General features: G+C 34.5%; 27 protein-coding genes and 1 pseudogene. 11 read left to right on the forward strand and 17 right to left on the reverse strand.

Features of this window, described 5'->3' with window-relative positions; all coding sequences use genetic code 11:
• The first annotated feature begins 33 nt into the window (after positions 1-33).
• Positions 34-597 carry a beta-class carbonic anhydrase gene (locus ACXY7N_RS23330; protein ID WP_000838167.1) on the forward strand — a complete coding sequence of 188 codons (564 nt, stop codon included), beginning with the start codon at positions 34-36 and terminating at the stop codon, positions 595-597.
• Here ACXY7N_RS23330 and yidD read toward each other — a convergent pair.
• Positions 594-830 (reverse strand): membrane protein insertion efficiency factor YidD, encoded by a 237-nt coding sequence (gene yidD, locus ACXY7N_RS23335; protein WP_016135526.1) that lies wholly within the window; start codon positions 828-830, stop codon positions 594-596. The genes ACXY7N_RS23330 and yidD overlap by 4 nt on opposite strands.
• A gap of 128 nt (positions 831-958) precedes the next feature.
• On the opposite strand from yidD, the gene luxS reads away from it, so the two are divergent.
• Complete coding sequence (gene luxS / locus ACXY7N_RS23340; RefSeq protein ID WP_001141371.1) at positions 959-1,432, forward strand: S-ribosylhomocysteine lyase LuxS; 474 nt, start codon at positions 959-961, stop codon at positions 1,430-1,432.
• A 140-nt stretch (positions 1,433-1,572) separates the two neighbouring features.
• On the opposite strand, the gene ACXY7N_RS23345 is transcribed toward luxS, so the two are convergent.
• The 5 genes from ACXY7N_RS23345 to ytzI form a co-directional block, all read right to left on the reverse strand.
• Positions 1,573-1,803 carry a YczI family protein gene (locus ACXY7N_RS23345; RefSeq protein WP_016135525.1) on the reverse strand — a complete coding sequence of 77 codons (231 nt, stop codon included), beginning with the start codon at positions 1,801-1,803 and terminating at the stop codon, positions 1,573-1,575.
• 11 nt (positions 1,804-1,814) lie between these two features.
• Positions 1,815-2,054 (reverse strand): hypothetical protein, encoded by a 240-nt coding sequence (locus ACXY7N_RS23350; RefSeq protein WP_016135524.1) that lies wholly within the window; start codon positions 2,052-2,054, stop codon positions 1,815-1,817.
• A gap of 27 nt (positions 2,055-2,081) precedes the next feature.
• Positions 2,082-2,315 carry a DUF3953 domain-containing protein gene (locus ACXY7N_RS23355; protein WP_016135523.1) on the reverse strand — a complete coding sequence of 78 codons (234 nt, stop codon included), beginning with the start codon at positions 2,313-2,315 and terminating at the stop codon, positions 2,082-2,084.
• A 344-nt stretch (positions 2,316-2,659) separates the two neighbouring features.
• Positions 2,660-2,890: a YczI family protein gene (locus ACXY7N_RS23360; RefSeq protein WP_116329202.1), complete on the reverse strand. Its 231-nt coding sequence runs from the start codon at positions 2,888-2,890 to the stop codon at positions 2,660-2,662.
• Positions 2,891-3,100: 210 nt separating this feature from the next.
• Positions 3,101-3,250, reverse strand: a complete 150-nt coding sequence (ytzI, locus tag ACXY7N_RS23365) for a YtzI protein (protein ID WP_000472802.1) — start codon at positions 3,248-3,250, stop codon at positions 3,101-3,103.
• Positions 3,251-3,333: 83 nt separating this feature from the next.
• Here ytzI and ACXY7N_RS23370 point away from each other — a divergent pair, with 83 nt between their 5' ends.
• Positions 3,334-3,651 carry a hypothetical protein gene (locus ACXY7N_RS23370; RefSeq protein ID WP_000435820.1) on the forward strand — a complete coding sequence of 106 codons (318 nt, stop codon included), beginning with the start codon at positions 3,334-3,336 and terminating at the stop codon, positions 3,649-3,651.
• 84 nt (positions 3,652-3,735) lie between these two features.
• Positions 3,736-4,215, forward strand: coding sequence for an antimutator 8-oxo-(dGTP/GTP)ase (gene mutTA, locus ACXY7N_RS23375; RefSeq protein ID WP_000276383.1), 480 nt, complete (start codon positions 3,736-3,738; stop codon positions 4,213-4,215).
• Positions 4,216-4,437: 222 nt separating this feature from the next.
• On the opposite strand, the gene ACXY7N_RS23380 is transcribed toward mutTA, so the two are convergent.
• From ACXY7N_RS23380 to ACXY7N_RS23400, 5 genes are all read right to left on the reverse strand, one after another.
• Complete coding sequence (locus tag ACXY7N_RS23380) at positions 4,438-4,878, reverse strand: hypothetical protein (protein WP_088028138.1); 441 nt, start codon at positions 4,876-4,878, stop codon at positions 4,438-4,440.
• Between the two features lie 13 nt (positions 4,879-4,891).
• Positions 4,892-5,284, reverse strand: a complete 393-nt coding sequence (locus ACXY7N_RS23385) for a hypothetical protein (protein WP_116329201.1) — start codon at positions 5,282-5,284, stop codon at positions 4,892-4,894.
• 27 nt (positions 5,285-5,311) lie between these two features.
• Positions 5,312-5,656, reverse strand: a complete 345-nt coding sequence (locus ACXY7N_RS23390; protein ID WP_116329200.1) for a hypothetical protein — start codon at positions 5,654-5,656, stop codon at positions 5,312-5,314.
• 14 nt (positions 5,657-5,670) lie between these two features.
• Positions 5,671-6,594: an ATP-binding protein gene (locus tag ACXY7N_RS23395; RefSeq protein ID WP_116329199.1), complete on the reverse strand. Its 924-nt coding sequence runs from the start codon at positions 6,592-6,594 to the stop codon at positions 5,671-5,673.
• 212 nt (positions 6,595-6,806) lie between these two features.
• Positions 6,807-7,478, reverse strand: coding sequence for an HAD family hydrolase (locus ACXY7N_RS23400; RefSeq protein ID WP_488592628.1), 672 nt, complete (start codon positions 7,476-7,478; stop codon positions 6,807-6,809).
• A gap of 93 nt (positions 7,479-7,571) precedes the next feature.
• Between ACXY7N_RS23400 and ACXY7N_RS23405 the strand changes: the two genes are divergently transcribed.
• Together ACXY7N_RS23405 and ACXY7N_RS23410 are read left to right on the forward strand one after the other, a co-directional pair.
• Complete coding sequence (locus ACXY7N_RS23405) at positions 7,572-8,684, forward strand: hypothetical protein (protein WP_016085837.1); 1,113 nt, start codon at positions 7,572-7,574, stop codon at positions 8,682-8,684.
• Positions 8,685-8,898: 214 nt separating this feature from the next.
• On the forward strand, positions 8,899-9,126 hold the full coding sequence (locus ACXY7N_RS23410; RefSeq protein ID WP_000849109.1) for a hypothetical protein: 228 nt from the start codon (positions 8,899-8,901) through the stop codon (positions 9,124-9,126).
• 34 nt (positions 9,127-9,160) lie between these two features.
• On the opposite strand, the gene ACXY7N_RS23415 is transcribed toward ACXY7N_RS23410, so the two are convergent.
• The 3 genes from ACXY7N_RS23415 to ACXY7N_RS23425 are packed head-to-tail and all read right to left on the reverse strand — an operon-like array spanning position 9,161 to position 11,743.
• Positions 9,161-9,967, reverse strand: a complete 807-nt coding sequence (locus ACXY7N_RS23415; protein ID WP_488592630.1) for an ABC transporter permease — start codon at positions 9,965-9,967, stop codon at positions 9,161-9,163.
• Entirely contained in the window at positions 9,960-10,724 is a 765-nt protein-coding gene (locus tag ACXY7N_RS23420; protein WP_016085839.1) for an ABC transporter ATP-binding protein, read from the reverse strand. The genes ACXY7N_RS23415 and ACXY7N_RS23420 overlap by 8 nt, the downstream gene beginning before the upstream one ends.
• An 11-nt stretch (positions 10,725-10,735) precedes the next feature.
• Complete coding sequence (locus ACXY7N_RS23425; protein WP_488592631.1) at positions 10,736-11,743, reverse strand: ABC transporter substrate-binding protein; 1,008 nt, start codon at positions 11,741-11,743, stop codon at positions 10,736-10,738.
• Positions 11,744-11,863: 120 nt separating this feature from the next.
• Between ACXY7N_RS23425 and ACXY7N_RS23430 the strand changes: the two genes are divergently transcribed.
• The 3 genes from ACXY7N_RS23430 (at position 11,864) to ACXY7N_RS23440 (ending at position 14,817) form a co-directional block, all read left to right on the forward strand.
• Positions 11,864-12,160, forward strand: a complete 297-nt coding sequence (locus tag ACXY7N_RS23430; protein WP_016085841.1) for a DUF3986 family protein — start codon at positions 11,864-11,866, stop codon at positions 12,158-12,160.
• Between the two features lie 11 nt (positions 12,161-12,171).
• Positions 12,172-12,402, forward strand: coding sequence for a hypothetical protein (locus ACXY7N_RS23435; protein WP_016085842.1), 231 nt, complete (start codon positions 12,172-12,174; stop codon positions 12,400-12,402).
• 270 nt (positions 12,403-12,672) lie between these two features.
• Positions 12,673-14,817, forward strand: a complete 2,145-nt coding sequence (locus ACXY7N_RS23440; RefSeq protein WP_048894646.1) for an LTA synthase family protein — start codon at positions 12,673-12,675, stop codon at positions 14,815-14,817.
• A 183-nt stretch (positions 14,818-15,000) separates the two neighbouring features.
• On the opposite strand, the gene ACXY7N_RS23445 is transcribed toward ACXY7N_RS23440, so the two are convergent.
• Positions 15,001-15,810 carry an alpha/beta fold hydrolase gene (locus ACXY7N_RS23445; protein WP_016085844.1) on the reverse strand — a complete coding sequence of 270 codons (810 nt, stop codon included), beginning with the start codon at positions 15,808-15,810 and terminating at the stop codon, positions 15,001-15,003.
• A 16-nt stretch (positions 15,811-15,826) separates the two neighbouring features.
• Positions 15,827-17,857 carry a catalase gene (locus ACXY7N_RS23450; RefSeq protein WP_016135514.1) on the reverse strand — a complete coding sequence of 677 codons (2,031 nt, stop codon included), beginning with the start codon at positions 17,855-17,857 and terminating at the stop codon, positions 15,827-15,829.
• A 182-nt stretch (positions 17,858-18,039) separates the two neighbouring features.
• Between ACXY7N_RS23450 and ACXY7N_RS23455 the strand changes: the two genes are divergently transcribed.
• Positions 18,040-19,296 (forward strand): ATP-binding protein, encoded by a 1,257-nt coding sequence (locus ACXY7N_RS23455; RefSeq protein WP_016135513.1) that lies wholly within the window; start codon positions 18,040-18,042, stop codon positions 19,294-19,296.
• Positions 19,293-20,510: an ATP-binding protein gene (locus ACXY7N_RS23460; protein WP_016085847.1), complete on the forward strand. Its 1,218-nt coding sequence runs from the start codon at positions 19,293-19,295 to the stop codon at positions 20,508-20,510. The genes ACXY7N_RS23455 and ACXY7N_RS23460 overlap by 4 nt, the downstream gene beginning before the upstream one ends.
• A 245-nt stretch (positions 20,511-20,755) precedes the next feature.
• On the opposite strand, the pseudogene ACXY7N_RS23465 reads toward ACXY7N_RS23460, so the two are convergent.
• Positions 20,756-21,268: pseudogene (locus ACXY7N_RS23465) on the reverse strand (collagen-like protein); the annotation flags it as partial.

Genomic DNA, 21,268 nt, shown 5'->3' on the forward strand with positions numbered 1-21,268 from the left:
TAATGTAAATGAGAGAAAAGAGGGTTTTTTACTATGAAGTCATTAGAAGAGATTTTACAATACAATGAAAAATTCGTTGAAGAAAAAAAATACGAAGAGTATGAAACAGGAAAATTCCCAAATAAAAAAATGGTAATTATCTCTTGTATGGATACTCGTCTTGTGGAACTACTACCGAAAGCAATGAATATGCGTAACGGTGATGTGAAAATTATTAAAGTAGCAGGCGCTGTTATTTCACATCCATTCGGAAGTATTATGCGTAGTATTTTAGTTGCTGTATATGAGCTTGGTGCTGATGAAGTATGTGTAGTTGGTCACCATGATTGTGGTATGGCAAAAATTCAAGCAAGCAGTACAATTGAGAAGATGAAAGAGCGCGGTATAACAGAAGAGAAATTAGATACACTTCGTTATTCTGGAATCGATTTAGAAAGATTCCTACAAGGGTTCTCTAGTGTAGAAGAAAGTGTAGAACATAGCGTATCAATACTTCGCAACCATCCATTACTTCCAGAAGAAGTACCTGTTCACGGTCTTGTTATCGATCCTGACACAGGAAAATTAGATTTAGTTGTGAATGGTTACGACAATTAAGAATTTACTTTGTCATCCTTTTTATCTGGGACAGGATCAAATCCTCCCGGGTGGAAAGGGTGACATTTTAATATACGCTTACAAGTAAGCAAAAAGCCTTTGAGTGCGCCATGCTTTTGAAACGCCTCTAATCCGTAATGAGAACAAGTTGGGTAAAAGCGGCACGTTGGTGGTGTCATTGGAGAAATGAATTTTTGATAAAAGCGTATAATGCTAATAAAAATCTGTTTCATAATGGTCTCCTTTTCAGCATATTCTTAAAGTATTATAGCACGACTGTACATAATACTTTACTAATGTTGATTTCCGTTATATCATATTGGATATAACGGAATTAAATTAAAAGCGGGAGAGATGTTGTATGCCATCAGTAGAAAGCTTTGAATTAGATCATACGATTGTAAAGGCACCTTATGTAAGACATTGCGGAGTTCACAATGTAGGTAGTGACGGTATTGTAAATAAATTCGATATTCGTTTTTGCCAACCGAATAAACAAGCAATGAAACCAGATGTTATTCATACGTTAGAACATTTATTAGCATTTAATTTACGTAAATATATTGATCGTTATCCGCATTTTGATATTATCGATATTTCACCGATGGGCTGCCAAACAGGATACTATCTTGTAGTAAGCGGAACACCGACAGTTCGAGAAATCATTGATTTATTAGAACTAACATTAAAAGATGCGGTTCAAATTACAGAAATTCCAGCTGCAAATGAAACACAATGTGGCCAAGCGAAGCTTCATGACTTAGAAGGAGCACAACGCTTAATGAACTTCTGGTTAAGCCAAGATAAAGATGAACTTGAGAAAGTGTTTGGATAAAGTGAAACTTTAATCAGTGGGTGATGGGGGAGGGGCCCCTATCACCCACTGATTATTAGTTGAACCAATCGGGATAAAGAAAAACTGCCTGTGAAAGGGCAGTTTTTTTATTGTGTTAAGAGCGACCATGCTCTTCTTTTTTATGAAAGTATACTAGACAACCCAACATATAAGACAAAGGCAGAACCGAGAAAATAAACAAATGCTTTTGCTTTTTCCTGTTTCTTCATTTCATCAATTCCAAAAAAGATAAACATAATACTCAAAAGGATGAATACGAATGACAAAAGTATAGAGAAGTTTGCAAAGAAGCTAAGTATAGCAAGAATGAGGGCAATCGTTGCTAGTATAATTCGAATGTTTTTTAACATATAAGCCTCCTTTAGAAGAACAGAATAAATGGACTAACAAAAACAATCGTAAAAAGACTTAAACAGGTGCTAATAGCTCCAATTTGCTTTTGCTGTTTTTGAATGGTCTTAATTCCTACTAAAATGCCATATAAGCTAAAAAGAAACAAAATGATAGGTGAAAAGATTTGAAGGTTCATTGTAAATAAGCTGTATAAACATAGAAGTAAAGTAATAAAAACGATGATGAGTTGTAAGTGTCTTATGTGCATTTTAGCCCTCCTTAGTAGAAAGAAAAGTTACCGAGAGAAAATAATAACAATAACAACGATTAAAGTGAATATGCCGGAAAAGAAGGAGAGCGTACTATGTACTTTCTTTTGTTTCTGTTTTTCTTCTGCGCTTATGAGAAATGCCATAATTGATAAGGCGATAAGCATATAGGGCATAATAACAAGCGCGTTTGTAAATATCCCGGATAGAGCGAGAGCGATGACGATAAGAGCGGATATAATTCGTAATGTTTTTAGCATACAAATCTCCCCCTTTTTTCAAAATTAGCCTCTATTTTATTAAGTGCTTGTAAATGCTAAATTGGCCATTCTATACGTAGCGAAAGTAGTTTGATATTAAAAAGAAGAATATAAGACTAGAAACGAAAAAAAAAACGGAATACTCATTGATTTTCGTCGGGATTGCAATTCGTTAATTCCTAGAAGAATAAAGGAACAACTGAGAATAAAGTGTACGTATGGGAGAAGTGAAAAATTATCGGTAATAAGGGCATAAGTGCAAAGAGAGAGTCCGAGAAGAGTAATAAGTCCTAAAACAATCCGTAATCCAGTTAGCATGGAAATCCCCCTTTTAAATAGACTATTTATCGGAATAGTTCTGAGAAGCTAAGAAATAAAGCACCAGCGCCAGCTATGAAAGCAAATATACCACTAGATTTTCTGTCTTGTTTTATTTCTCCTAGTCCTATAGTGAAAGCCATTAATCCTAAGAAAATGAACATATAAGACATCATTTCTCTATTACCAGTAAAATATCCATAGATTACTATACATAATGCAATGAGTGCAAAAGTAATCTGTAATCCTTTTAGCATATATATCCCCCCTGTTATTTTATATAGCTAATGATGAGGAAAATCTAAATAAATCCGATTCTTGAATCTTTTTTCTTTATTTGTTCAAGGGCAATGAGGAATAGTAAAGCTCCTAATAGAAATTGTGAAAGTGGTAGAAAGTTATGCTGACCTGCCAGTAAATGAATACTGGATATGATGTGGGCTAAAATAAGTAGTATATGCACCTTATTATGAATTCTTCTTGCTGTTTTTTGTATAAGGGTTATCTTCTGGCTTATCAACAGAATGTTTATAAGCGTAGCCTTTATTAATCGTCATGACGGAGAGTACGAGGATGACTAGGACGATTATAATACCGATAATTAATATTTTGAACATGGAATCCCTCCTTTTCTTTATTTTACATAATTTTGTAATTGATGAAAACAATAGAAATTAAAAGGATGAAAGAAGGGTGTTACATGGAGCAGAAAAAAACATATTATATATCAATAGGAAACGGTCAAATTTCACAAGTGAAGACGGCGGATACGTATAATTTTGAGATTTCCGCAAATGATGAGGAAATTACGGAATTAAGAGAGTACTTCGATCAAGCATATGTAGAAGATTTAGGTTCATTTGTACGCTCCCACGTTCCATTTGTTGAGTATCATCACGATTCAAATAATGACCGATATGATGAACAACTACAAAAAGCATATAAAATGATTTACGATTTAGGAAATCATGAGACGAAAGAATTAGTCGCGCAAATGGGAATAATCAATGGATTGTAATTGGATAATATTATGCAGAAAAGCGAGAATATGCTACAATTTGTGGTAGGAAAAACTTGTAACCATCAATAGGGGAGTAATGGCATGTACAAATTTAAAGATTATTACCACAACACTGTACAATTATCGTTTGAACGTTATCCATTTTCTCCTGAGCCAAAGCATGTTTGGGTTGTATGCCGGTACGGGGATCAATGGTTATTAACACATCATTTACGTCGCGGTCTTGAATTTCCAGGTGGTAAAGTAGAACTAGGGGAAACACCGGAAGAAGCGGCAGTTCGAGAAGTTCATGAAGAAACTGGCGGCATAGTTTCTGATTTAACTTACTTAGGACAATATAAAGTATCTGGAAAAGACAAAATAATCATTAAAAACATTTATTTTGCAACAATTAGTGCGGTAGAAGCACATACGCATTACGAAGAAACGAAAGGATCTGTTTTATTAACAGACATTCCTGATAACATTAAAACGGATAGAAAATTTAGCTTTATAATGCGCGACGATGTATTGGCGCGCACGATGAAACATATAGAAGAAATCGGCTGTTTTACGAAGTAAAGTGGCCGGTTTCTTTTTTTGAGATTGATTTTGATTAATTTTCTAAGATATTTAAGGGACATTATATTTTTATTAAAAAAGAACTTATGTGGCTGTTTTTTTGAAGTAGATTTCGTTGTATCATTTATCGATGAAGGTTATAGAATGAAATTATTTAATGAATAAGGTAAACAAGAGAGGGACCCTGAATTAGGCCCCTTTCTTGAAGTGGATGTTTATATATTAGTCTAAAGAAATATGGTGAGTAATAACTCCTTTGGGATAAGTTCTTTTTTCTAAACAGCGATAAGCAATTTGATTTTGATTAAACTCTAAACGTTCTATTACCCCTTTTTGAACAAGATCATTTAATTTGTCTTGTACTTGATTTGCACTATCCTTACTATCGATGAAGTTTACAATGTCTGTATAAGTTCCCATTTCGTATTGATAAAAGTATGATTTTACTTTTTTATCAATAGATTTATCCATAAAGTAACCAAGGGTAAAAAGTATAGCTAGTATAATTAAGGACCAAGGGAAAAAGGAAACAATTAAAAATCCTACCCCTATTATAAGGGCAATTCCTATAGCAACTAATAATAGTTGTCCTATAAAGCGCAGTAATACAAGTATAATACCTAAACAAAAGAGAGCGCCTAATATATATAATATAATGACCATATGTAATCCCCCCTTATTCAGCTGAATTAGAGATTTCATAGGATACTTCTTTAGCATCTTGTAATTCTTTTAAGGCGCTTTCTGTTAAATTTGATGTTGGAAGTAAATTATTTGTCTCTTTCTTTACCCATTTTTTGGCCGAATCTTGAAAGTAACCTTCCATTGATACTTTAAATTCTTTAGAAGATGTGTAAGTTATTTTGAAAATTCCACCTGCAAATGTTAATTCGTCTTTTACTTCTATTTTTTTTATAATTTCTTCTGTACTTTTTGAGTATAGTTCAGCGATTTCATTTAAGTTATATTGCATTTTTGGCGATGGAAGAAACTGTTTAAATACTTTTATGAACTCTTCCGTATCTTCTAAAAATGATATGAATTTTTTAAAATCTCCTATTTTTTTCATGATTTTTATTTTCCTTCCTCAATTATGTTAATTTAATTGTAATTCTAATTCATGAGTTATATCAGTTTCTTGAGAGGTTTTATTAGCTTTTGCTAAAATTTCGGGTGGCACATCGTATTCTGATACTTCACGAGTTACAACAGTTTCATGCCATTGCCCTTGTTGGTCACGAGTGTAGTGTTTTGAAATTTCTTGCATAGCTTCATACATTTTTTTGATGAAAACTTTTGTACCGTAAATGACCGTTTGCATCATTTCTTGTACTTTAGAAACAGCGCGTTTTAACCAATCAACTACACTATTCCAATATCTAGCTAATAAACTACCACCTATTAAAATTCCGGCGCCGACTATGAGTGAAGTTAAAATCATATTAAATCCTCCTGTTATTTTTGTAATTGTGTTTTTACATATTTTTCATCAACAATCCGATCGGTAGTTTTAATATTTTGTTGATGATTATGCCTTTTACTTTTTAATATGTTTGATATAGAGTCTTTAAAGTATTTATCAGAGACATGAGATTCATTTTTTCTAGCTGCAGCAAATGCTGCATTTAAAATAGCGTTAGATATATCACTTCCAGTGACTCCTGGATATTCAGTTGCCATTTCAGTTAAATCGAGACTTTGCGGAAGTTCGCGAGGGATTAATTTTCGCCATAGATTTTCTCTTTGTTCTGCATCAGGTAATGAAAAGTGTATATGGGCTAAAATTCTTCTCATAAATGCAGGGTCAAAATTAGAGATAAAGTTTGTTGCAAATAAAATAATATCTTGATGATCGTTTAGTAACATGAGTAAAACAGAACGAGTTTGGTTTACACTTACATCAGTAGAGTTAGACATATTGGTAACACGTCTACTTAGCATTGCATCAGCTTCGTCGAAAAATAAAATGCTATTTGTTTCCTTAGCAACTTGAAAAATATGTACTAAGTTTTTTGCAGTTTCTCCAACATACTTTGATTCAATATCAGCATAGTTTACTACCATTAAGTCACGTTGAAGCTTATGTGCAATTGCGTGAGCAGCCATAGTTTTTCCTGTGCCAGGATCACCATATAAATTAATCCCGATTTTTTTTGAGAATTTATGGGTATTATTAAGTCCCCATTCTTCAAAAACAACTTCGCTATTCTTTTGATAAGATAATACATTCAAAAGTTCCTCTTTTGTTTCTTCATTAAGTATAATGTCATCGAAAGAATATTTAGGCTTTTCAGTAGTAAATGATGCACTTGGTTTTTGAATAATTTCTTTAGGTGAGGAAGGATTTGTTTTTTCTATTCTATTTCCGATTTTAACCATAAAATCACTCCTGTTGTATATGAGGATATCTTTATAACTTTTTACTTAAACATTTTAATATAAAAAGTTAAATAAATCCAATTCGGAAAAATATAGTTGATTTATAAATAACGAAAGAAGGCTGTTTTAAACAGTATTCTTTCGCTATTAGCCTGCTATTACTATTGCAAAATTGATATGTTAAAATAATTGCCGATGTAATTTATTTACTATTACTTTGTTTTCATTTCTATTTCTAAAAACGAAAGCACCTCCAACAAATCGTCCACCACATGGGAATGCTTAAAGTCACCCCAAAATAAATCTCTTTTCCAAACACCAAGAATCCCTACTTGTTCAGAACCAAATACATCGTTTTCTGGATGATCTCCAACGTACATGCATTCTTCTGCCTTCACATGTAGCTTTTGTAAAGCTCGTTCGAAAATCTCAGGATGTGGTTTTTTAATCCCTTCCGCTTCTGAAACGAGAATTGTATTTGTATACGTATGTATGTTTAGTGCACGAAGATTGTTCATTTGAAAGTCAGTAAAGCCGTTTGTAATAATGCCAATTTTAATATTTTGTTGTGTTAAACGTTGAAGTAATTCATGCATGTTTTGGAAAGGAATACAATAATGTTGAAAGTTTGTAATGTAGTCGTGCAGTAGTTGCTCTGGTGCTAAAGTGGTAATGTTGTATTCGCAAAGGAGAGTAGCATATACTTTATCTTTCCACGTATAGCCATTATTATCGAGCTCAAGAAATCGAGAACAATACTCTGATTTTTCTATGTTCATTAAGTGAGAGGCAAAGCGATTATATTGATCATGAATAAATTGTTCTAGAGATTGGCGCCGATCTAATAGTGTTCCATCTAAGTCGAATAAGACTGCTCGAATCATGAGAAACCTCCTTACAGTTCGTATAATTAATTATCGCATATTCGTTAAAAAATGATTATGATATTTTTGTAGAATGGAATAATGGAGGATTGTATGAAGAGACTGTATGGCAAGTTAGTAGGGGTTATCGTCGCAATGGGTTTACTAGCAGGATGCGATAGTTCTATGAAGAGTGTGAAGGAAAAAGAAGTTTGTAAAACAGAAGAAGAATGCGTGGAAATAGGAGATAAGAAACTTCAAAAAGTATATGAAAAAATAGATGGATTATCTGAGCTTGAAGCAGTAGAAGATTATGATATAGAAGAGCATGAAAGTGCGGATATGAAAAAAGCAGAGAAGAAAAAAGAAGAGGATGAAAATTATTTCTTTTTAGCTTCTTATTATATTGATGGTGATGAAATTGTAGATCCTTATTTTGAAAAAATAGAACGGAAACGTTTAAATAAAGTATTCGCTGAAGATAAAGAAGCGAAAGAAGAGGTGCTGCAACAACGTCAAGATAGAGGTTATCATGAAGATTTATGGGATATGTATCGTACACTCATTCCAGCTAAATATCGCGGGAATATAACAGAATTTGATTTAATAACGGATGGTTATGACGGTGTTGTTGCCCACGTTATGCCTAGTATGGAGAATCCAAAAGACTGGACTCTTAGCTTAGATACGCTTGATTCTGCGGTAAATATCGATGAAGTGATGAAAACATTAATTCATGAGACGGCTCACGTGTTGACGCTCGGGCATAAGCAAATACCAGTAGATGAAAACTATGTAAAGGCTTTTGAAGAAGATAAAGATATTTCAACGTACCGAAATAAATGTGGAAATCTTTTCTTACAAGAGGGATGTGCGAAGGAAAAATCTTATATTAATCAATTTTATAACTCTTTCTGGAAGCCTATTGAGCAGGAGTGGACAGAAAAGAAAGTAGAAGAAAGTGAAGAAACTCAAATTGAATTTTTTAAAGAAAAGCATGATGAGTTTGTATCACAGTATGGAACGACAAATGTAGCAGAAGATATTGCTGATACGTTTACAGCGTTTATTTTGCAAGATTCAAAAAAGGTGAAAGAAGGATCGGAGTTAAAGTATAAAAAAATTGCGTTCTTCTATCAGTTCCCTGAGCTTGTAAAAATGAGAGCAGAAGTGTTGGCGGGATTATATGATGTTTCGAAAACGATAGAACAGCAAAGTGGACACTAATGCGAGTTATATCATTTAACTAAGAAAACGTAAAGAATTTTAGTTCTTTGCGTTTTTTTTGTTTATAAAATTGAAAATTCTGTCTTTTTCTTAAAAAGAAGAAGGAACTAGCGCTATAAAATAGAATTAGTATAAAAATGTCACAATTTAGACACAATTATAATGCGCGTGTTTTAGGGGCTATAAGTTTACTCTCGAGGAGGTAATGAAACGTATGAAAACGATTCTTGCTGTTGCTGGTCTCATTTGGGTAATGTCTCACGGTTTTCCGATTTTTGAAGGGGAGCAAATTCGTAGTGCATTGGATAAAAAGTTTAATGACTATCATGTAATAGATCGAAAAGATAATGTCGTTACAGTACGTGTGAAAGATTGTTTCCATACAGTTACAGTTGCGGATGGAAACGTTAAAAATGAAACAAAGATGTGTGATAAAAAGTAAAAGAAAGAAGCTGACTATAGTTTATCGTCCTAAGTCAGCTTTTTTTTCGTTTTCCAATTAGAAGTTTTTCAAATGCCTCAACAAACACATACATAAGTGTGGCGAGGACACAGGTGAGTAGTACACTTAGTAAGACGAGCGTGAAGTTGAAAACTTGGAATCCATAGCTAATTAAGTAGCCAAGACCTTGTTTAGAGACGAGAAGTTCGCCGAAGATAACACCGACCCATGATAAACCAACGTTCACTTTTAACGTTGAAATAATGGCTGGGAAGGATGCAGGGAGAACTACTTGCTTATAACATTGCCATTTATTTGCGCCAAATGTGTCCATCACTTTTATATAGTTAGAATCAACTTCTTGAAATGCACTGTAAATAACGAGAATGGTAATGATGATGGAAATGATTACTCCCATTGCAATCGACGAAGAAACATTTGGACCGAAGATTACAATGATGATAGGACCAAGTGCCACTTTTGGCATGGCGTTTAGGACGACAAGATATGGATCAAGTACGCGGGCGAGAAGGGGGATCCACCAAAGGAAAGTAGCGATAATAGCGCCGAGTACTGTTCCAAGAATGAAACCTACTCCCGTTTCAAGTAATGTCGTCCATATGTGGACCCAAAGCGAACCGTCAAGCCATTTACTAAGGAAAAGATCCCAAATGCTTGAAGGAGAGCTAAAGAGTAAAGGGTCAATCCACTCTTTTTTGCTAGCTATTTCCCATAGTGCAAAGAAAAGAATGAGCAGTAAAAGCTGTAAAGACCTGGCTAACCATGCGCGCCTGCGTTCTTTCTTCCGAAACTGTTCATGTAGTTGCTTTATATTATCCAAGGCGTTCCAGCTCCTTCCATATTTCTTGGAAGAGGGATGGGAAGTCATGGTGGTGGCGTGATTCTAACGGTGATAAGGAACGGATGCTTTCTGGGACGATAAATATTTTTGCGATTTTTCCAGGGTTCGCTTGTAGTAAATAAATACGATCACTCATTGCAATGGCTTCTTCAATATCATGTGTCACGAGTAGTGATGTTTTTTTATAGTTACGTAATAATGTGAAGACGAGATCTTCTAGTTTCAACTTCGTTTGATAATCGAGAGCGGAAAATGGTTCATCTAGCAATAAAATTTTCGGATCGGTCGCTAATGTTCGAACGAGAGCGGCACGTTGACGCATACCGCCGGATAGTTCACGAGGGTATTGTTCTTCTACATCATGCAGACCGACTTGTTTTAAAAGCTTTAAAGTGTGTTCTTTCGTCTGTTCATCGTAAATCTTTCGGGTATGAAGCCCAAGCATGATGTTTTCTTCGATTGTTTTCCAAGGAAACAAGTAATCTTGCTGTAACATATATCCCATAGATGCAGTTTTCGTTGTAATAGGCTCACCATCTAAAAAGACGATACCTTCAATAGGATCAAGTAACCCGGCAATAATGGAGAGGAGTGTCGTTTTGCCGCAACCACTTGGACCGAGTATAGAAATAAATTCGCCTTCTTCCACTTGTAAGCTCATATCTTCGAGAATCAATTTGGCATTCTCTTTTGCGAAAAAGCAGTGAGAAACGTTACGTATTTGTAAAAAACTCATACACTTCGCCTCTATTTCTTAATAACGCTTTCGGCAATTTTTGTATTGACGAGCGCTTCATGTGGAACTTCTTTTTGTAATTCGCCAGCTTCTTTCATAATCGTTTGGAGTTGTTTCCATTCTTCAGCATCTAATAGCGGATTTGTCGCATAAGAGTGTTGCTTTTTATACCGTTCAATTACTTTTACTGTAATGTCCTTTGAAGTGTCTTTAAATAACGGAGAAACGGCATCAGCGATCTCTTCTGGACTATGGGTATCAACCCATTGCTGCGCTTTATAGAGAGCACGTGTGAACTTTTCAGCAGCAGCTTTATCCTTTTTTAAGAAACTTTCCTTTGCCATGAACGATGTATAAGGAACAGTACCAGATTCATTTCCGAATGAAGCGACGATATAACCTTTACCTTCTTTTTCGAATATACTTGCAGTCGGTTCAAAGAGCTGTACAAATTCTCCCGTACCAGATGCGTAGGCATTTGCAATATTAGCAAACTCGATGTTTTGAATTAAGTTTGTATCTTTGTGAGGATCAATGCCGTTTTTCTTTAAAACGTATTCTCCAACCATTTGCGGCATGCCGCCTTTACGCTGTCCTAAAAACGTAACACCTTTTACATCATTCCAATTAAAAGAGTCTAATTTTTTACGTGAAACTAAAAATGTTCCATCTGTTTGTGTAAGCTGTGCGAAGTTAATGACAGGGTCTTTTGCGCCTTGTTGATGAACGTAAATAGACGTTTCAGAACCGACGAGAGCAATATCAATTCCGCCAGATAACAGGGTGGTCATCGTTTTATCTCCGCCAGCTGTTGTTTGGAGGTCAATATTTAATCCTTCATCTTTAAAAAATCCTTTTTCAATCCCGACATATAACGGGGCGTAGAAGAGAGAATGGGTAACTTCGCCGACGCGAATGTTTTGAGTTTGTTCTTTCGTACCTTCTTTTTTACTACTGCAAGCAGCAAATATGAAAACAGCTAGTAACATGATGCAAAAAACAGTTATTAATTTTTTCACTATATAACACCTCCTAGAAGTCACTCTACAAGCATGATATGTAGGTAAGTGCCCATATGTGAGTGTAGATAGCAGGAATTTTTTGGGTGATAAAGAAGTACAAATATAAGGGGTGATAAAATGAAGTGCGAATATGATGATAGCGTACATTTACATCTTGATTATTTCGGAACAGAATGTGATATGGAATCGATCGCTTATAAGCGGAAGAATGAAGACGTGTGGGATGTGTATTTTAATTTTGGAGCGTATGGTCTTCAGAAAGATGAGATCGAGACAGGTAGATTTATGGACGAATATGCTGGTCATTACGTTTTTTCTGTACATGCTCGTGATCTTAGCTGGGAATTTGGAAGTGCACAATTTGAAGAGTGGGTTTTGAGAAATCAGATAGTAGAAAAATCGCTGCAAAAATAGGGAGGAATGTAGTGGTTGATTTTCTCATTCTATTGTTTATTTTCGTAGTTGGATTTTTTATTATGGAAGTGCTCATTTACCAATTTGCAAAGAAAAACATTCAAAAATATACAAACATAAAATGGGTTCATATATGGTTAGACATGCATATGAAAAAAGGCCCGAGATTAGATCTTTTTGATTTTGTAGTTATCGTACTTGTATGTATTATATGGAAAGTATGGATGTATTCTCTTATATAATACATATGCCCATTTCTATTAAAATGAAGGAGAACCTGTCAGTGTTGATAGGTTCTTTTCTTATGGTAATCATTTTATGAAGCATAGTTCATTTATGTTTCTAGAATATAGAGAAGAAGTTTTATCCCGTTCAATCCTGAAAGGTTCGGGCCGATTAAAGTTTCACTGTATTTTTAAGGGGAAATTAAGGATACATGTGTATATTACAAGCGTATAGGGAGACTAGCTGCATACAAATATGTTATTTTGTATAAGACAATATGTTTTTTGATGCGAGACGAAGGGGTAAAGGAAAGAGGGAATAAATTGCTTTTTAATGTTTTAACACAACAACGAAGAAGAGATGAATTTTATCTTAGTTTTTCTCCTCAGGAGCCGAGGAAGAACCTACTAATTTCTATCATTCTTAGTGGAATGTGGGCGATTTGTTTAGAAACGCTGTTTTTTGTTATGTTAAGGTCTTTCGAATTCGAGAAAACTAAAGAATTTTTTAATGGGAAAATCCAGCTAAGTATACTCATTATTGTTTTGTGGAGTGTACTACTATACATCATTCATTTAAATAAGGGTATCAGTCATAAGCTTAGGCCAGCTATTCGAGTTTATGTCGTATTATTTTTAATTGCTCATACAATGAATTGGATGTATATCATAGTGCAGGAGGATATGAATCTTATAGTAGTAAATACATGGGTGTATTTACAATATGGACAGTATATATTAAGCCTATTATTTATTTATATGGTATACGTTTTTGCATATAATTTGATTGGAAAAGTTTTCTTAAGTACAACGATAACTAGCTTAGTTTTGATTATTTTTGTGCTGGTGAACCATTTTAAGCTCATTTTTAGAGGAGAGCCATTCTACCCGTCTGATTTTACACAGATTGGCCATATGAATTCCGTTATACCGATGGTTATGGATTATTTCAGTTTTTGGAATATGTTTCTGATGATAGTTAGTATTGTTTTACTTATATTTATAGTTATGTATATAAGAAAATACATTCCAGTTATAAAATCACATATTATTATGAGGATAATTTTAATATGTGGTTCTGCGTTTATGTTGTATGCATATAGTAACTACCCTACTACCTTTATGAATAATATATTTACAAAAGCTGGGGTAGACATCCGTGCATGGAATCAAGCGGCAAATTATAAGGGGAATGGTTTTGTTATAGGATTTTTAAGTAATTTAGATACGACAGTCATAAAAGAGCCAGAGGAATATTCAAAAGAAAAGATGCAGCAAATTGCAAAGGATATAGAAAAGCAATATGGCGGTAAAGTAAAAGCGCAAAAAAAGGCAGAGAAGCCGAACATTATATATATTATGAGTGAAGCATTGTGGGATCCGACAAAATTAACGAATCTTTCATTTAGCGAAGATCCAGTGCCGAATTTACATCGTTATACAGAGAATTTCCCAGGTGGACAAACGATAGCTCCTACATTTGGAGGGAATACAGCGAATACAGAATTTGAAGCATTAACGAGTTACTCGATGAGTCTCTTAATGCCAGGTTCTATACCGTATCAACAAGCTATTCCAAGTCAGAAAGAAGTTCCATCTATTGCAAGTGAATTGAAAAAGCAAGGGTATTATGCAAGTGCAATTCATGCCTTTAATCGATCGTTTTATAAACGAGAAGATGTATATAAAACATTAGGATTCGATAATTTTAATGCAGAAGACACGATGAAAAATACAGAAGTAGTTGGAGATAATATTGGTGATTTATCTATGAGTAAAGAAATAATAGATGAATTAAAAAAGAGAAAACAACCTACATTTATTCATGCGGTGACGATGCAAAATCATTTTCCATATACACCAAATATGTTTGGTGAAAATAAAATAGAAATTAGTGGATTAACAGAAGAGGAATCGAAAGCGGAATTAGAAGCATATACAGAAGGGGTAAGACTGTCGGATGAAGCGCTACAATATTTAATCGAGCAGCTTGATGAGTTAGACAGACCTACTTTATTAGTCTTCTTTGGAGATCATTTACCTATGTTAGGTACTAATAAATCTATTTATAAAGAAGCAGGATATATAGAAAATGAAGAGACGGTAAGAGAAAGATTAATTATGTCAGAAACACCATTGTTAATGTATGCGAATTTCGATTTGCCAAATGACAATTTAGGTTTAGTAAGTCCAATTTATTTTTCTAGTCTTGTTTTTGATTATGCAGGATTAAATCAATCACCATTTTATCAATTTCTATCGGAAATGCATAAAGAAATACCGGTTCTGAGAGATGAGTTAAAGGTTAATAAAGATGGGGAAGAGATAACAGATTTAACAAAAGAACAAAAAGAAATGTTAGAGCAATATAAAATGCTCCAATATGATTTACTTGCTGGAAAGCAGTATAGTAAAGATATACTTTTTAAATAGAAAAACAAAAAGAACTTGTATAACGATACAAGTTCTTTTTTTATAGTATTTAACGGGGTAACCAGACAAGCTGGGTTTAGGGAGTATTACCTGTACATTTAGTATAAATAAAAATGTAATCGTTTTATTAATTGATTTGTGAGAAATATGTGAATTTTTTTGTAAAAACTTGCAGTCTATCTTTTATGAACGTAAAAATTTTATAAGTTCTTCATTTAATTCATCCGCTTGATCGATTGGAGAACCGTGACCACTATTTGTAAGAGGATGTAACTGAGAGTTTTTAATCCGCTTTTGTGTGAGTTCAGCGCTTTTGTAAGGGATAAGTTGATCGTGAATACCGTGGAATATTTTTGTTGGGACGTTAATTTTACTTAAATCTTTCGTTACGTCTTCATTTGCAGCTGCTTGTAATATTTTGATGAGAGCGTAGGAAGCAGACTGCATACCGAGATAAGAAAACCATTCTAACGTAGCAGATCCTAAGTTTCTATTAAAAAATGATAAAGATACATCATTTAAAAATTTAGGCAGATTGGCATACATTTGATTAATGAGGGTATCTGCTTGTTCTTTTGGGACACCATAGGGAGATTCTTGATTTTTAACGAAAGAGGGGGAAACAGCATCGACTAATACAAGTTTAGAAATGCGATGACCATTGTAGCGAGACATGTACCGAATAGAAAGAGCGCCACCTACTGAAAAACCGACTAATGTAGCATTTTCTACTTGAAGTGCTTCTAGAACAATGGCGATATCGTCTGCTAAACGATCGTATGTGTAACCAGTCCACGGTTTATCAGATTGCCCGTTTCCGCGTATATCCATAGCGATGCAGCGAAAACCATGTTGTGGTAACACATTGAGTTGATATTGGTACATTTGATGATTTAAAGGCCAGCCGTGGACGAAGAACACAGTTTTACTACCGGGACCGGGATTCACGTCTTGCACAAAAATATGCACATCTTTTTCGACGGTAACAAACATAAATTATCCCCCTATCCTATTCATAAGCTCTATCCCAAAAGCGTTGTTTCGTCATAGCTTTAATAAATTCATTCGCCAGGAGCGTAGGGTTTTGTTCTATTAAGACACCAGGCTTTCCTTCGATATTTAAAGACTGAATAACAGTAGAGCCGTTTTGGAAGGCACCAATTGGCTTAAAGTGATTATATGATTCTACGACAAATGAACTCGCTTTATTAAGAAACTGTTCATCAAGATTTCCTCCAATAAGAAGTAGACCGTCATAAAGAAGTGATGATCCTGTTAAGAAAGTATCATTCACGTCCCAACGTATATTTTGCGTTCCTTGCACAATACCTAATCGCTCGGAAACAATCACTGGCTGTAGTCCAACTTGTTTGAATTGATTCATTATATATTGCGCGCTTCGTCCGTCATATCCATTTGCAACAATGACACCTACTCGTAATGTATTAGGACTAAATGTCGTATTTGCCATACTGAGTGCTGGCGATGATTTTGTAACGCTGGATTCTTGAATATTTGGGACTTTTGCTCCGACCGCTTCAGCGACTAACGTAGCTAATTCAGTACTAATATGGCCAATCATATTTACGACTTGTTGGCGGACGGATGTACTTTTTACTTTTCCTAATTCAAAGGAGAAGGCTTGCATAATATGAACCTTTTCGACGTTACTCATACTATTCCAAAATAGACGTGCTTGAGAGAAATGGTCTTTGAAACTGGCGGCTGTTTCTCTCGTTTTATGCCCTGACACCGTAGAAGGATATGTAACAAACCCACCCTTTGTACCGGGGACAGTGTAAGGAGTGTTATTTGCTAAGGAATTATTATGGTAAGCAATTTTTCCTTTATCGATTATATATTTAGATGCACCATCTCTTTGATTGTTGTGAAATGGGCATATTGGACGGTTAATCGGTAATTCTTGATAATTTGTACCGACGCGTGCCAATTGAGTGTCGGTATAAGAAAAGAGCCTCCCTTGTAAGAGCGGATCATTGGTGAAATCAATACCACGGACGATACTTCCAGGATGAAGTGCGACTTGTTCCGTTTCCGCGAATACATTATCGACGTTGCGATTTAATGTCATTTTCCCGATGATTTTAACGGGGAAATCTTCTTCAGGCCAAATTTTCGTCGCATCTAATATATCGAAATCGTATTTAAATTCATCCTCTTCTTCTAAAATTTGAATGCCGAGTTCGTACTCAGGATAGTTTCCAGCATTAATATTTTCCCATAAATCACGGCGATGGTAATCTGGATCGGCACCCCCTAGTTTTTGAGCTTCATCCCAAATTAATGAGTGAATGCCGAGCTTTGGCTTCCAGTGAAATTTTACGAATCGCGACTTTCCGTTTTTATTTACTAAGCGGAATGTATGAACGCCAAACCCTTGCATCATTCGAAAACTTCTTGGAATGGCACGATCAGACATAATCCACATCATCATCGCAGCGGATTCTTGGTTATTGGCGATGAAGTCCCAAAATGTATCATGTGCTGTTTGTCCCTGTGGAATCTCATTATGCGGCTCAGGTTTAAGGGCGTGAATAAGATCAGGGAATTTAATACCATCTTGAATGAAGAAAATGGGAATATTGTTTCCTACTAAATCAAAATTTCCTTCTTCTGTATAAAATTTAACAGCGAACCCTCGTACATCTCGATTTGTTTCATTCGCACCTTTTGATCCAGCTACTTCAGAGAAGCGAACAAAAAGGGGTGTTTTTTTTGAAGGGTCTTGTAAAAAGTGGGCCATTGTTAGCTCTTCTAAAGATTCATATAGCTCGAAAATACCATGTGCGCCGTATCCTCTTGCATGAACGACTCTTTCAGGAATTCGTTCACGGTCAAAATGAGCAAGTTTTTCCCGCATAAGAAAATCTTCTAGAAGGGTAGGACCACGATCGCCGACGGTTAAAGAGTTTTCATCATTTGAAATTTTGACACCTGTATTTGTTGTCATTTCCTTTCCTTCATTCTCACGCGTGAAGGATTCCATTTGTTCTGTCTTTTTATTTTTTTTGCCGTCCATATAAAGCACCTCCCATAATATACGTATTATTATTTATAGTTTTTATGCTTACATATAGTCTGAGGAGATTGCAATGTTGGGATGATTTTCCTCAATTGTTCGATTTATCTTTGTTTGTCTATGAAAATCATTTATTATAATAAATGGTATTCTTCGAGATATTATTTTGAAGGGGTGTTGAAGTGAAAGAGAGTTTTCTATCATATAAAGAAGAAGAAAGGAATGCGAAAATTTTTTTATGGGTGTTGTATGTCACTGTTGGTGTATACCAAGTTTCTTATGCAATTGTATTAGAAAATAAAGCATTAATAGAAAACTGGCATAAAGGAATGTGGCAAGCTTTATGTGGAGTAGCAATACTATGCGTGAATATATACTTAGTAAAAAAAGAGAAAGCAAACCTTGTTAAATATACATGTATATTTATATACATAGGGATAGAAATAGTGAATATACTTTCGTATATTCTTTATAATAAGGTGGCATTTGATGCGACGAATATAATAGAAATTATATTCATTTTCTTTGTACCTATATTTATAAATAAAAGATTTTTTGTGTGCTTACTTGTCACTATTATAGGGAAATATTTAATTTATTTATTTGTATTAGGGGAAGTAAAAGCGTTTATGTTCCTCATTATGTATACACTCGTATTAATAGCAGTATACATCATTTTAAATCGATTTATACAATACCTTTCAGCTGTAAAGGAAAGTATTAAGATTGCTAGTGAATCACAAAAATTAGCAGTAATCGGAAAAATGGCAGCGACAGTGGGACATGAAATTAAAAATCCACTTGCTTCATTAAAAGGGTTTACGCAATTACAACGAGAGAAGCATGGAGAGGACCCTATTTACAAACGGATGATTTTTGAAATAGAAAATATGAATAGTATGATAAGTGAGTTGATGGAAGTTGCTACATGTAAACCTTCTATCTATAAGAAACATAATATAGGAGAAATTGCATTACAAGCAGTAACAATTCTTCGCGAAAAAATGAATGAATCTAACGTTCAGCTTATTTCTAATGTGGAAGAAAAGGCGATAGAAGTTGAATGTGATGAGCGGAAAATAAGAGGAGTCTTGCTATATGTCATAAAAAATGCTCTGGAGGCGATGGAGCAAGGTGGCACATTAGATTTACGACTAGAAAATAAAGGACAAGATTATGTAATGCTAAGTGTAATCGATAATGGATACGGCATTAAGAAGGAAAATTTGGCCCGTGTTACAGAGGCCTTTTATACAACGAAACAGGATAAAATTGGCCTGGGACTTACGGTAGCGAATCGACTTGTTACCGAGCAGCACCTAGGTGAATTACATATTTCAAGTGAAAGAGATAGTGGAACTAGAATAGATATCATTCTCCCAAAGCAGCGTGAAAATAATGAAATTCAAGTGGGAGAAAAGCTAGGAGTTACCATATGAATAAAGACGATATATTTAAAAATGAAGAAATAAAGGCGCTGAAAATATTTTTAAGTTTATTTTTTATTATATTTTTTGTATACGATCTTGCCTACGAATTTATTGTACCTTTCCTAGGAGGAGAGCAAGACGGCGTAGGAGAATTTGAAGATGGTTTAGGTTTATGGCTTTATTTTCTGATGGTGATCTTATTTTGTACTGGAGTATACTTTATGAAATGGAAAAATCCATTTGCAGTAAAGTATATTATTCTAATTGGATATAATCTATTAGATTTTATTCATAATTTTATGATTTACTATGGTAGTGATGCTGAATTTGATGGTGGAAATATAGTAGAAGGATTTTTCATTTTATTTGCACCAATCTTTGTGAACAAAAGGTATTTTTGGTTAGTTCCGGGGATACTTGTTGGAAAGTACGCTCTTATAGGAATCATTATTCAATCGTCACTCGTCTTAATCCCAATGGCATTATATAGCGTATTTACTATCATATGTTGGATTATGTTTTTGAGGTTTCAGTCTTACGTTCGTACGCTTGAGATGATGGATAAAGAAATACAACAAACAGAAAAATTAGCAACTGTTGGGAAAATGGCAACAGTTATTGGCTACAAAATTAGAAGACCTCTAGCGAATTTGAAGAAATTTGTGAATAAGCAAGCAAATAAATATCCAGAGGATAAAATATATAGTGATATTATGAAACAAGAAGTAGAACGAATTCATACAATTGCTACAGAACTTAGTGGATTTGAGAAATCTAAATCACCAGAATCAGAAACTCATAATATAGAAGAAATTATCGCTTATGTTATTCGAGTTATGGGGAAGCCTGCTTTAAAGCAAGGCGTGCACATACAAGGTATATATAGTAAAGACATACCATCAATTACATGCGATGAAAAACGATTAAAACAAGTATTTTTTAATTTAATTAAAAATGCGATCGAAGCAATGTCAGTTGGCGGAACGATTACGATTAAAGTGACTGTAGAAGATGCAATCATTGTTCAAGTTAAGGATGAGGGCTGCGGCATTCCAAAAGACAAAATTCCGAAGCTAAATGAAGCTTTTTACACAACGAAAGAAACGGGAACAGGTTTAGGTTTAGTAGTTACAGAAAAAATTATTAAAGACCACAACGGTAAAATGAGTTTTGAAAGTGAAGTTGGGGTTGGAACGACTGTAAAGGTTGTATTGCCGATGTAATGAAAAAATATTTTTAAAAGGGAGATCACTTATTTGAGAATGATCTCCTTTTTTGTGAATAAAAATTCGATAGTGTTTACCCTATTTGTACAGTATATATAATTTAAAAACCAAAATATGGATACATTAACAAGTCTAGTATATACTAGACTTGTCTGTTATTTGTTTTAATTCATTTGCATTTCTATTTGTTGGCCCCAATTATTGGGGCTTTTTTTGTTAAATAAATTATTTTTAAGAGGGAACTAAATATTAGTGATTAGAAAAACAGAATATACAGCACTGGCAGTAATTCCAGGAGTAATATAAAGGGATATAGCATCTCCTCTCGAAACGAGGTTTCCAGTTGTAATGCTAGTCCAAGTTACAGTAGCGGGACCTACTGCTGGAGTAGGATTAAACACTTGAATTTGTCCCAATCCAGTATCTGTCGCTTTAATTGAAAATATCATAGTTCCAGTAATTTTGTCAGTAGTAGTTAAGGTAATAGTGGATAGGATGTAACTAGAGGTAGGGGCATTGAGGTTTGTTGGGACATTCCTGCTAATATCAATCGTATAAACAGCAGCAGGTAAGTTATTTACATTTATAGACGCAGAAAATCCGACTATACTACCGGATCCAGCAGTAACATATGGAATAACATTGGAGTCAATTCCAGGAGAACCCGCTATACGTTGAAAACCAGCATTTGTTCCTTGAAAAACAATACTTTTTGATGAGGCACTACCCGCGGTGCCAGAAGGCCCAGTACTACC

This window comes from Bacillus sp. 5w2 (assembly GCF_054353775.1).

What these genes read in the sequence shown, in the direction of transcription:
- luxS (WP_001141371.1), top strand. Translation starts at nt 959, where the DNA reads ATGCCATCAGTAGAAAGCTTTGAATTAGATCATACGATTGTAAAGGCA.
- ACXY7N_RS23440 (WP_048894646.1), top strand. Translation starts at nt 12,673, where the DNA reads ATGCGAGACGAAGGGGTAAAGGAAAGAGGGAATAAATTGCTTTTTAAT.
- yidD (WP_016135526.1), bottom strand. Translation starts at nt 830, where the DNA reads ATGAAACAGATTTTTATTAGCATTATACGCTTTTATCAAAAATTCATT.
- ACXY7N_RS23450 (WP_016135514.1), bottom strand. Translation starts at nt 17,857, where the DNA reads ATGGACGGCAAAAAAAATAAAAAGACAGAACAAATGGAATCCTTCACG.
- ACXY7N_RS23330 (WP_000838167.1), top strand. Translation starts at nt 34, where the DNA reads ATGAAGTCATTAGAAGAGATTTTACAATACAATGAAAAATTCGTTGAA.
- mutTA (WP_000276383.1), top strand. Translation starts at nt 3,736, where the DNA reads ATGTACAAATTTAAAGATTATTACCACAACACTGTACAATTATCGTTT.
- ACXY7N_RS23350 (WP_016135524.1), bottom strand. Translation starts at nt 2,054, where the DNA reads ATGCACATAAGACACTTACAACTCATCATCGTTTTTATTACTTTACTT.
- ACXY7N_RS23390 (WP_116329200.1), bottom strand. Translation starts at nt 5,656, where the DNA reads ATGATTTTAACTTCACTCATAGTCGGCGCCGGAATTTTAATAGGTGGT.
- ACXY7N_RS23460 (WP_016085847.1), top strand. Translation starts at nt 19,293, where the DNA reads ATGAATAAAGACGATATATTTAAAAATGAAGAAATAAAGGCGCTGAAA.
- ACXY7N_RS23410 (WP_000849109.1), top strand. Translation starts at nt 8,899, where the DNA reads ATGAAAACGATTCTTGCTGTTGCTGGTCTCATTTGGGTAATGTCTCAC.
- ACXY7N_RS23430 (WP_016085841.1), top strand. Translation starts at nt 11,864, where the DNA reads ATGAAGTGCGAATATGATGATAGCGTACATTTACATCTTGATTATTTC.
- ACXY7N_RS23345 (WP_016135525.1), bottom strand. Translation starts at nt 1,803, where the DNA reads ATGTTAAAAAACATTCGAATTATACTAGCAACGATTGCCCTCATTCTT.
- ACXY7N_RS23420 (WP_016085839.1), bottom strand. Translation starts at nt 10,724, where the DNA reads ATGAGTTTTTTACAAATACGTAACGTTTCTCACTGCTTTTTCGCAAAA.
- ACXY7N_RS23445 (WP_016085844.1), bottom strand. Translation starts at nt 15,810, where the DNA reads ATGTTTGTTACCGTCGAAAAAGATGTGCATATTTTTGTGCAAGACGTG.
- ACXY7N_RS23370 (WP_000435820.1), top strand. Translation starts at nt 3,334, where the DNA reads ATGGAGCAGAAAAAAACATATTATATATCAATAGGAAACGGTCAAATT.
- ACXY7N_RS23395 (WP_116329199.1), bottom strand. Translation starts at nt 6,594, where the DNA reads ATGGTTAAAATCGGAAATAGAATAGAAAAAACAAATCCTTCCTCACCT.
- ACXY7N_RS23360 (WP_116329202.1), bottom strand. Translation starts at nt 2,890, where the DNA reads ATGCTAAAAGGATTACAGATTACTTTTGCACTCATTGCATTATGTATA.
- ACXY7N_RS23405 (WP_016085837.1), top strand. Translation starts at nt 7,572, where the DNA reads ATGAAGAGACTGTATGGCAAGTTAGTAGGGGTTATCGTCGCAATGGGT.
- ACXY7N_RS23400 (WP_488592628.1), bottom strand. Translation starts at nt 7,478, where the DNA reads ATGATTCGAGCAGTCTTATTCGACTTAGATGGAACACTATTAGATCGG.
- ACXY7N_RS23385 (WP_116329201.1), bottom strand. Translation starts at nt 5,284, where the DNA reads ATGAAAAAAATAGGAGATTTTAAAAAATTCATATCATTTTTAGAAGAT.
- ACXY7N_RS23380 (WP_088028138.1), bottom strand. Translation starts at nt 4,878, where the DNA reads ATGGTCATTATATTATATATATTAGGCGCTCTCTTTTGTTTAGGTATT.
- ytzI (WP_000472802.1), bottom strand. Translation starts at nt 3,250, where the DNA reads ATGTTCAAAATATTAATTATCGGTATTATAATCGTCCTAGTCATCCTC.
- ACXY7N_RS23355 (WP_016135523.1), bottom strand. Translation starts at nt 2,315, where the DNA reads ATGCTAAAAACATTACGAATTATATCCGCTCTTATCGTCATCGCTCTC.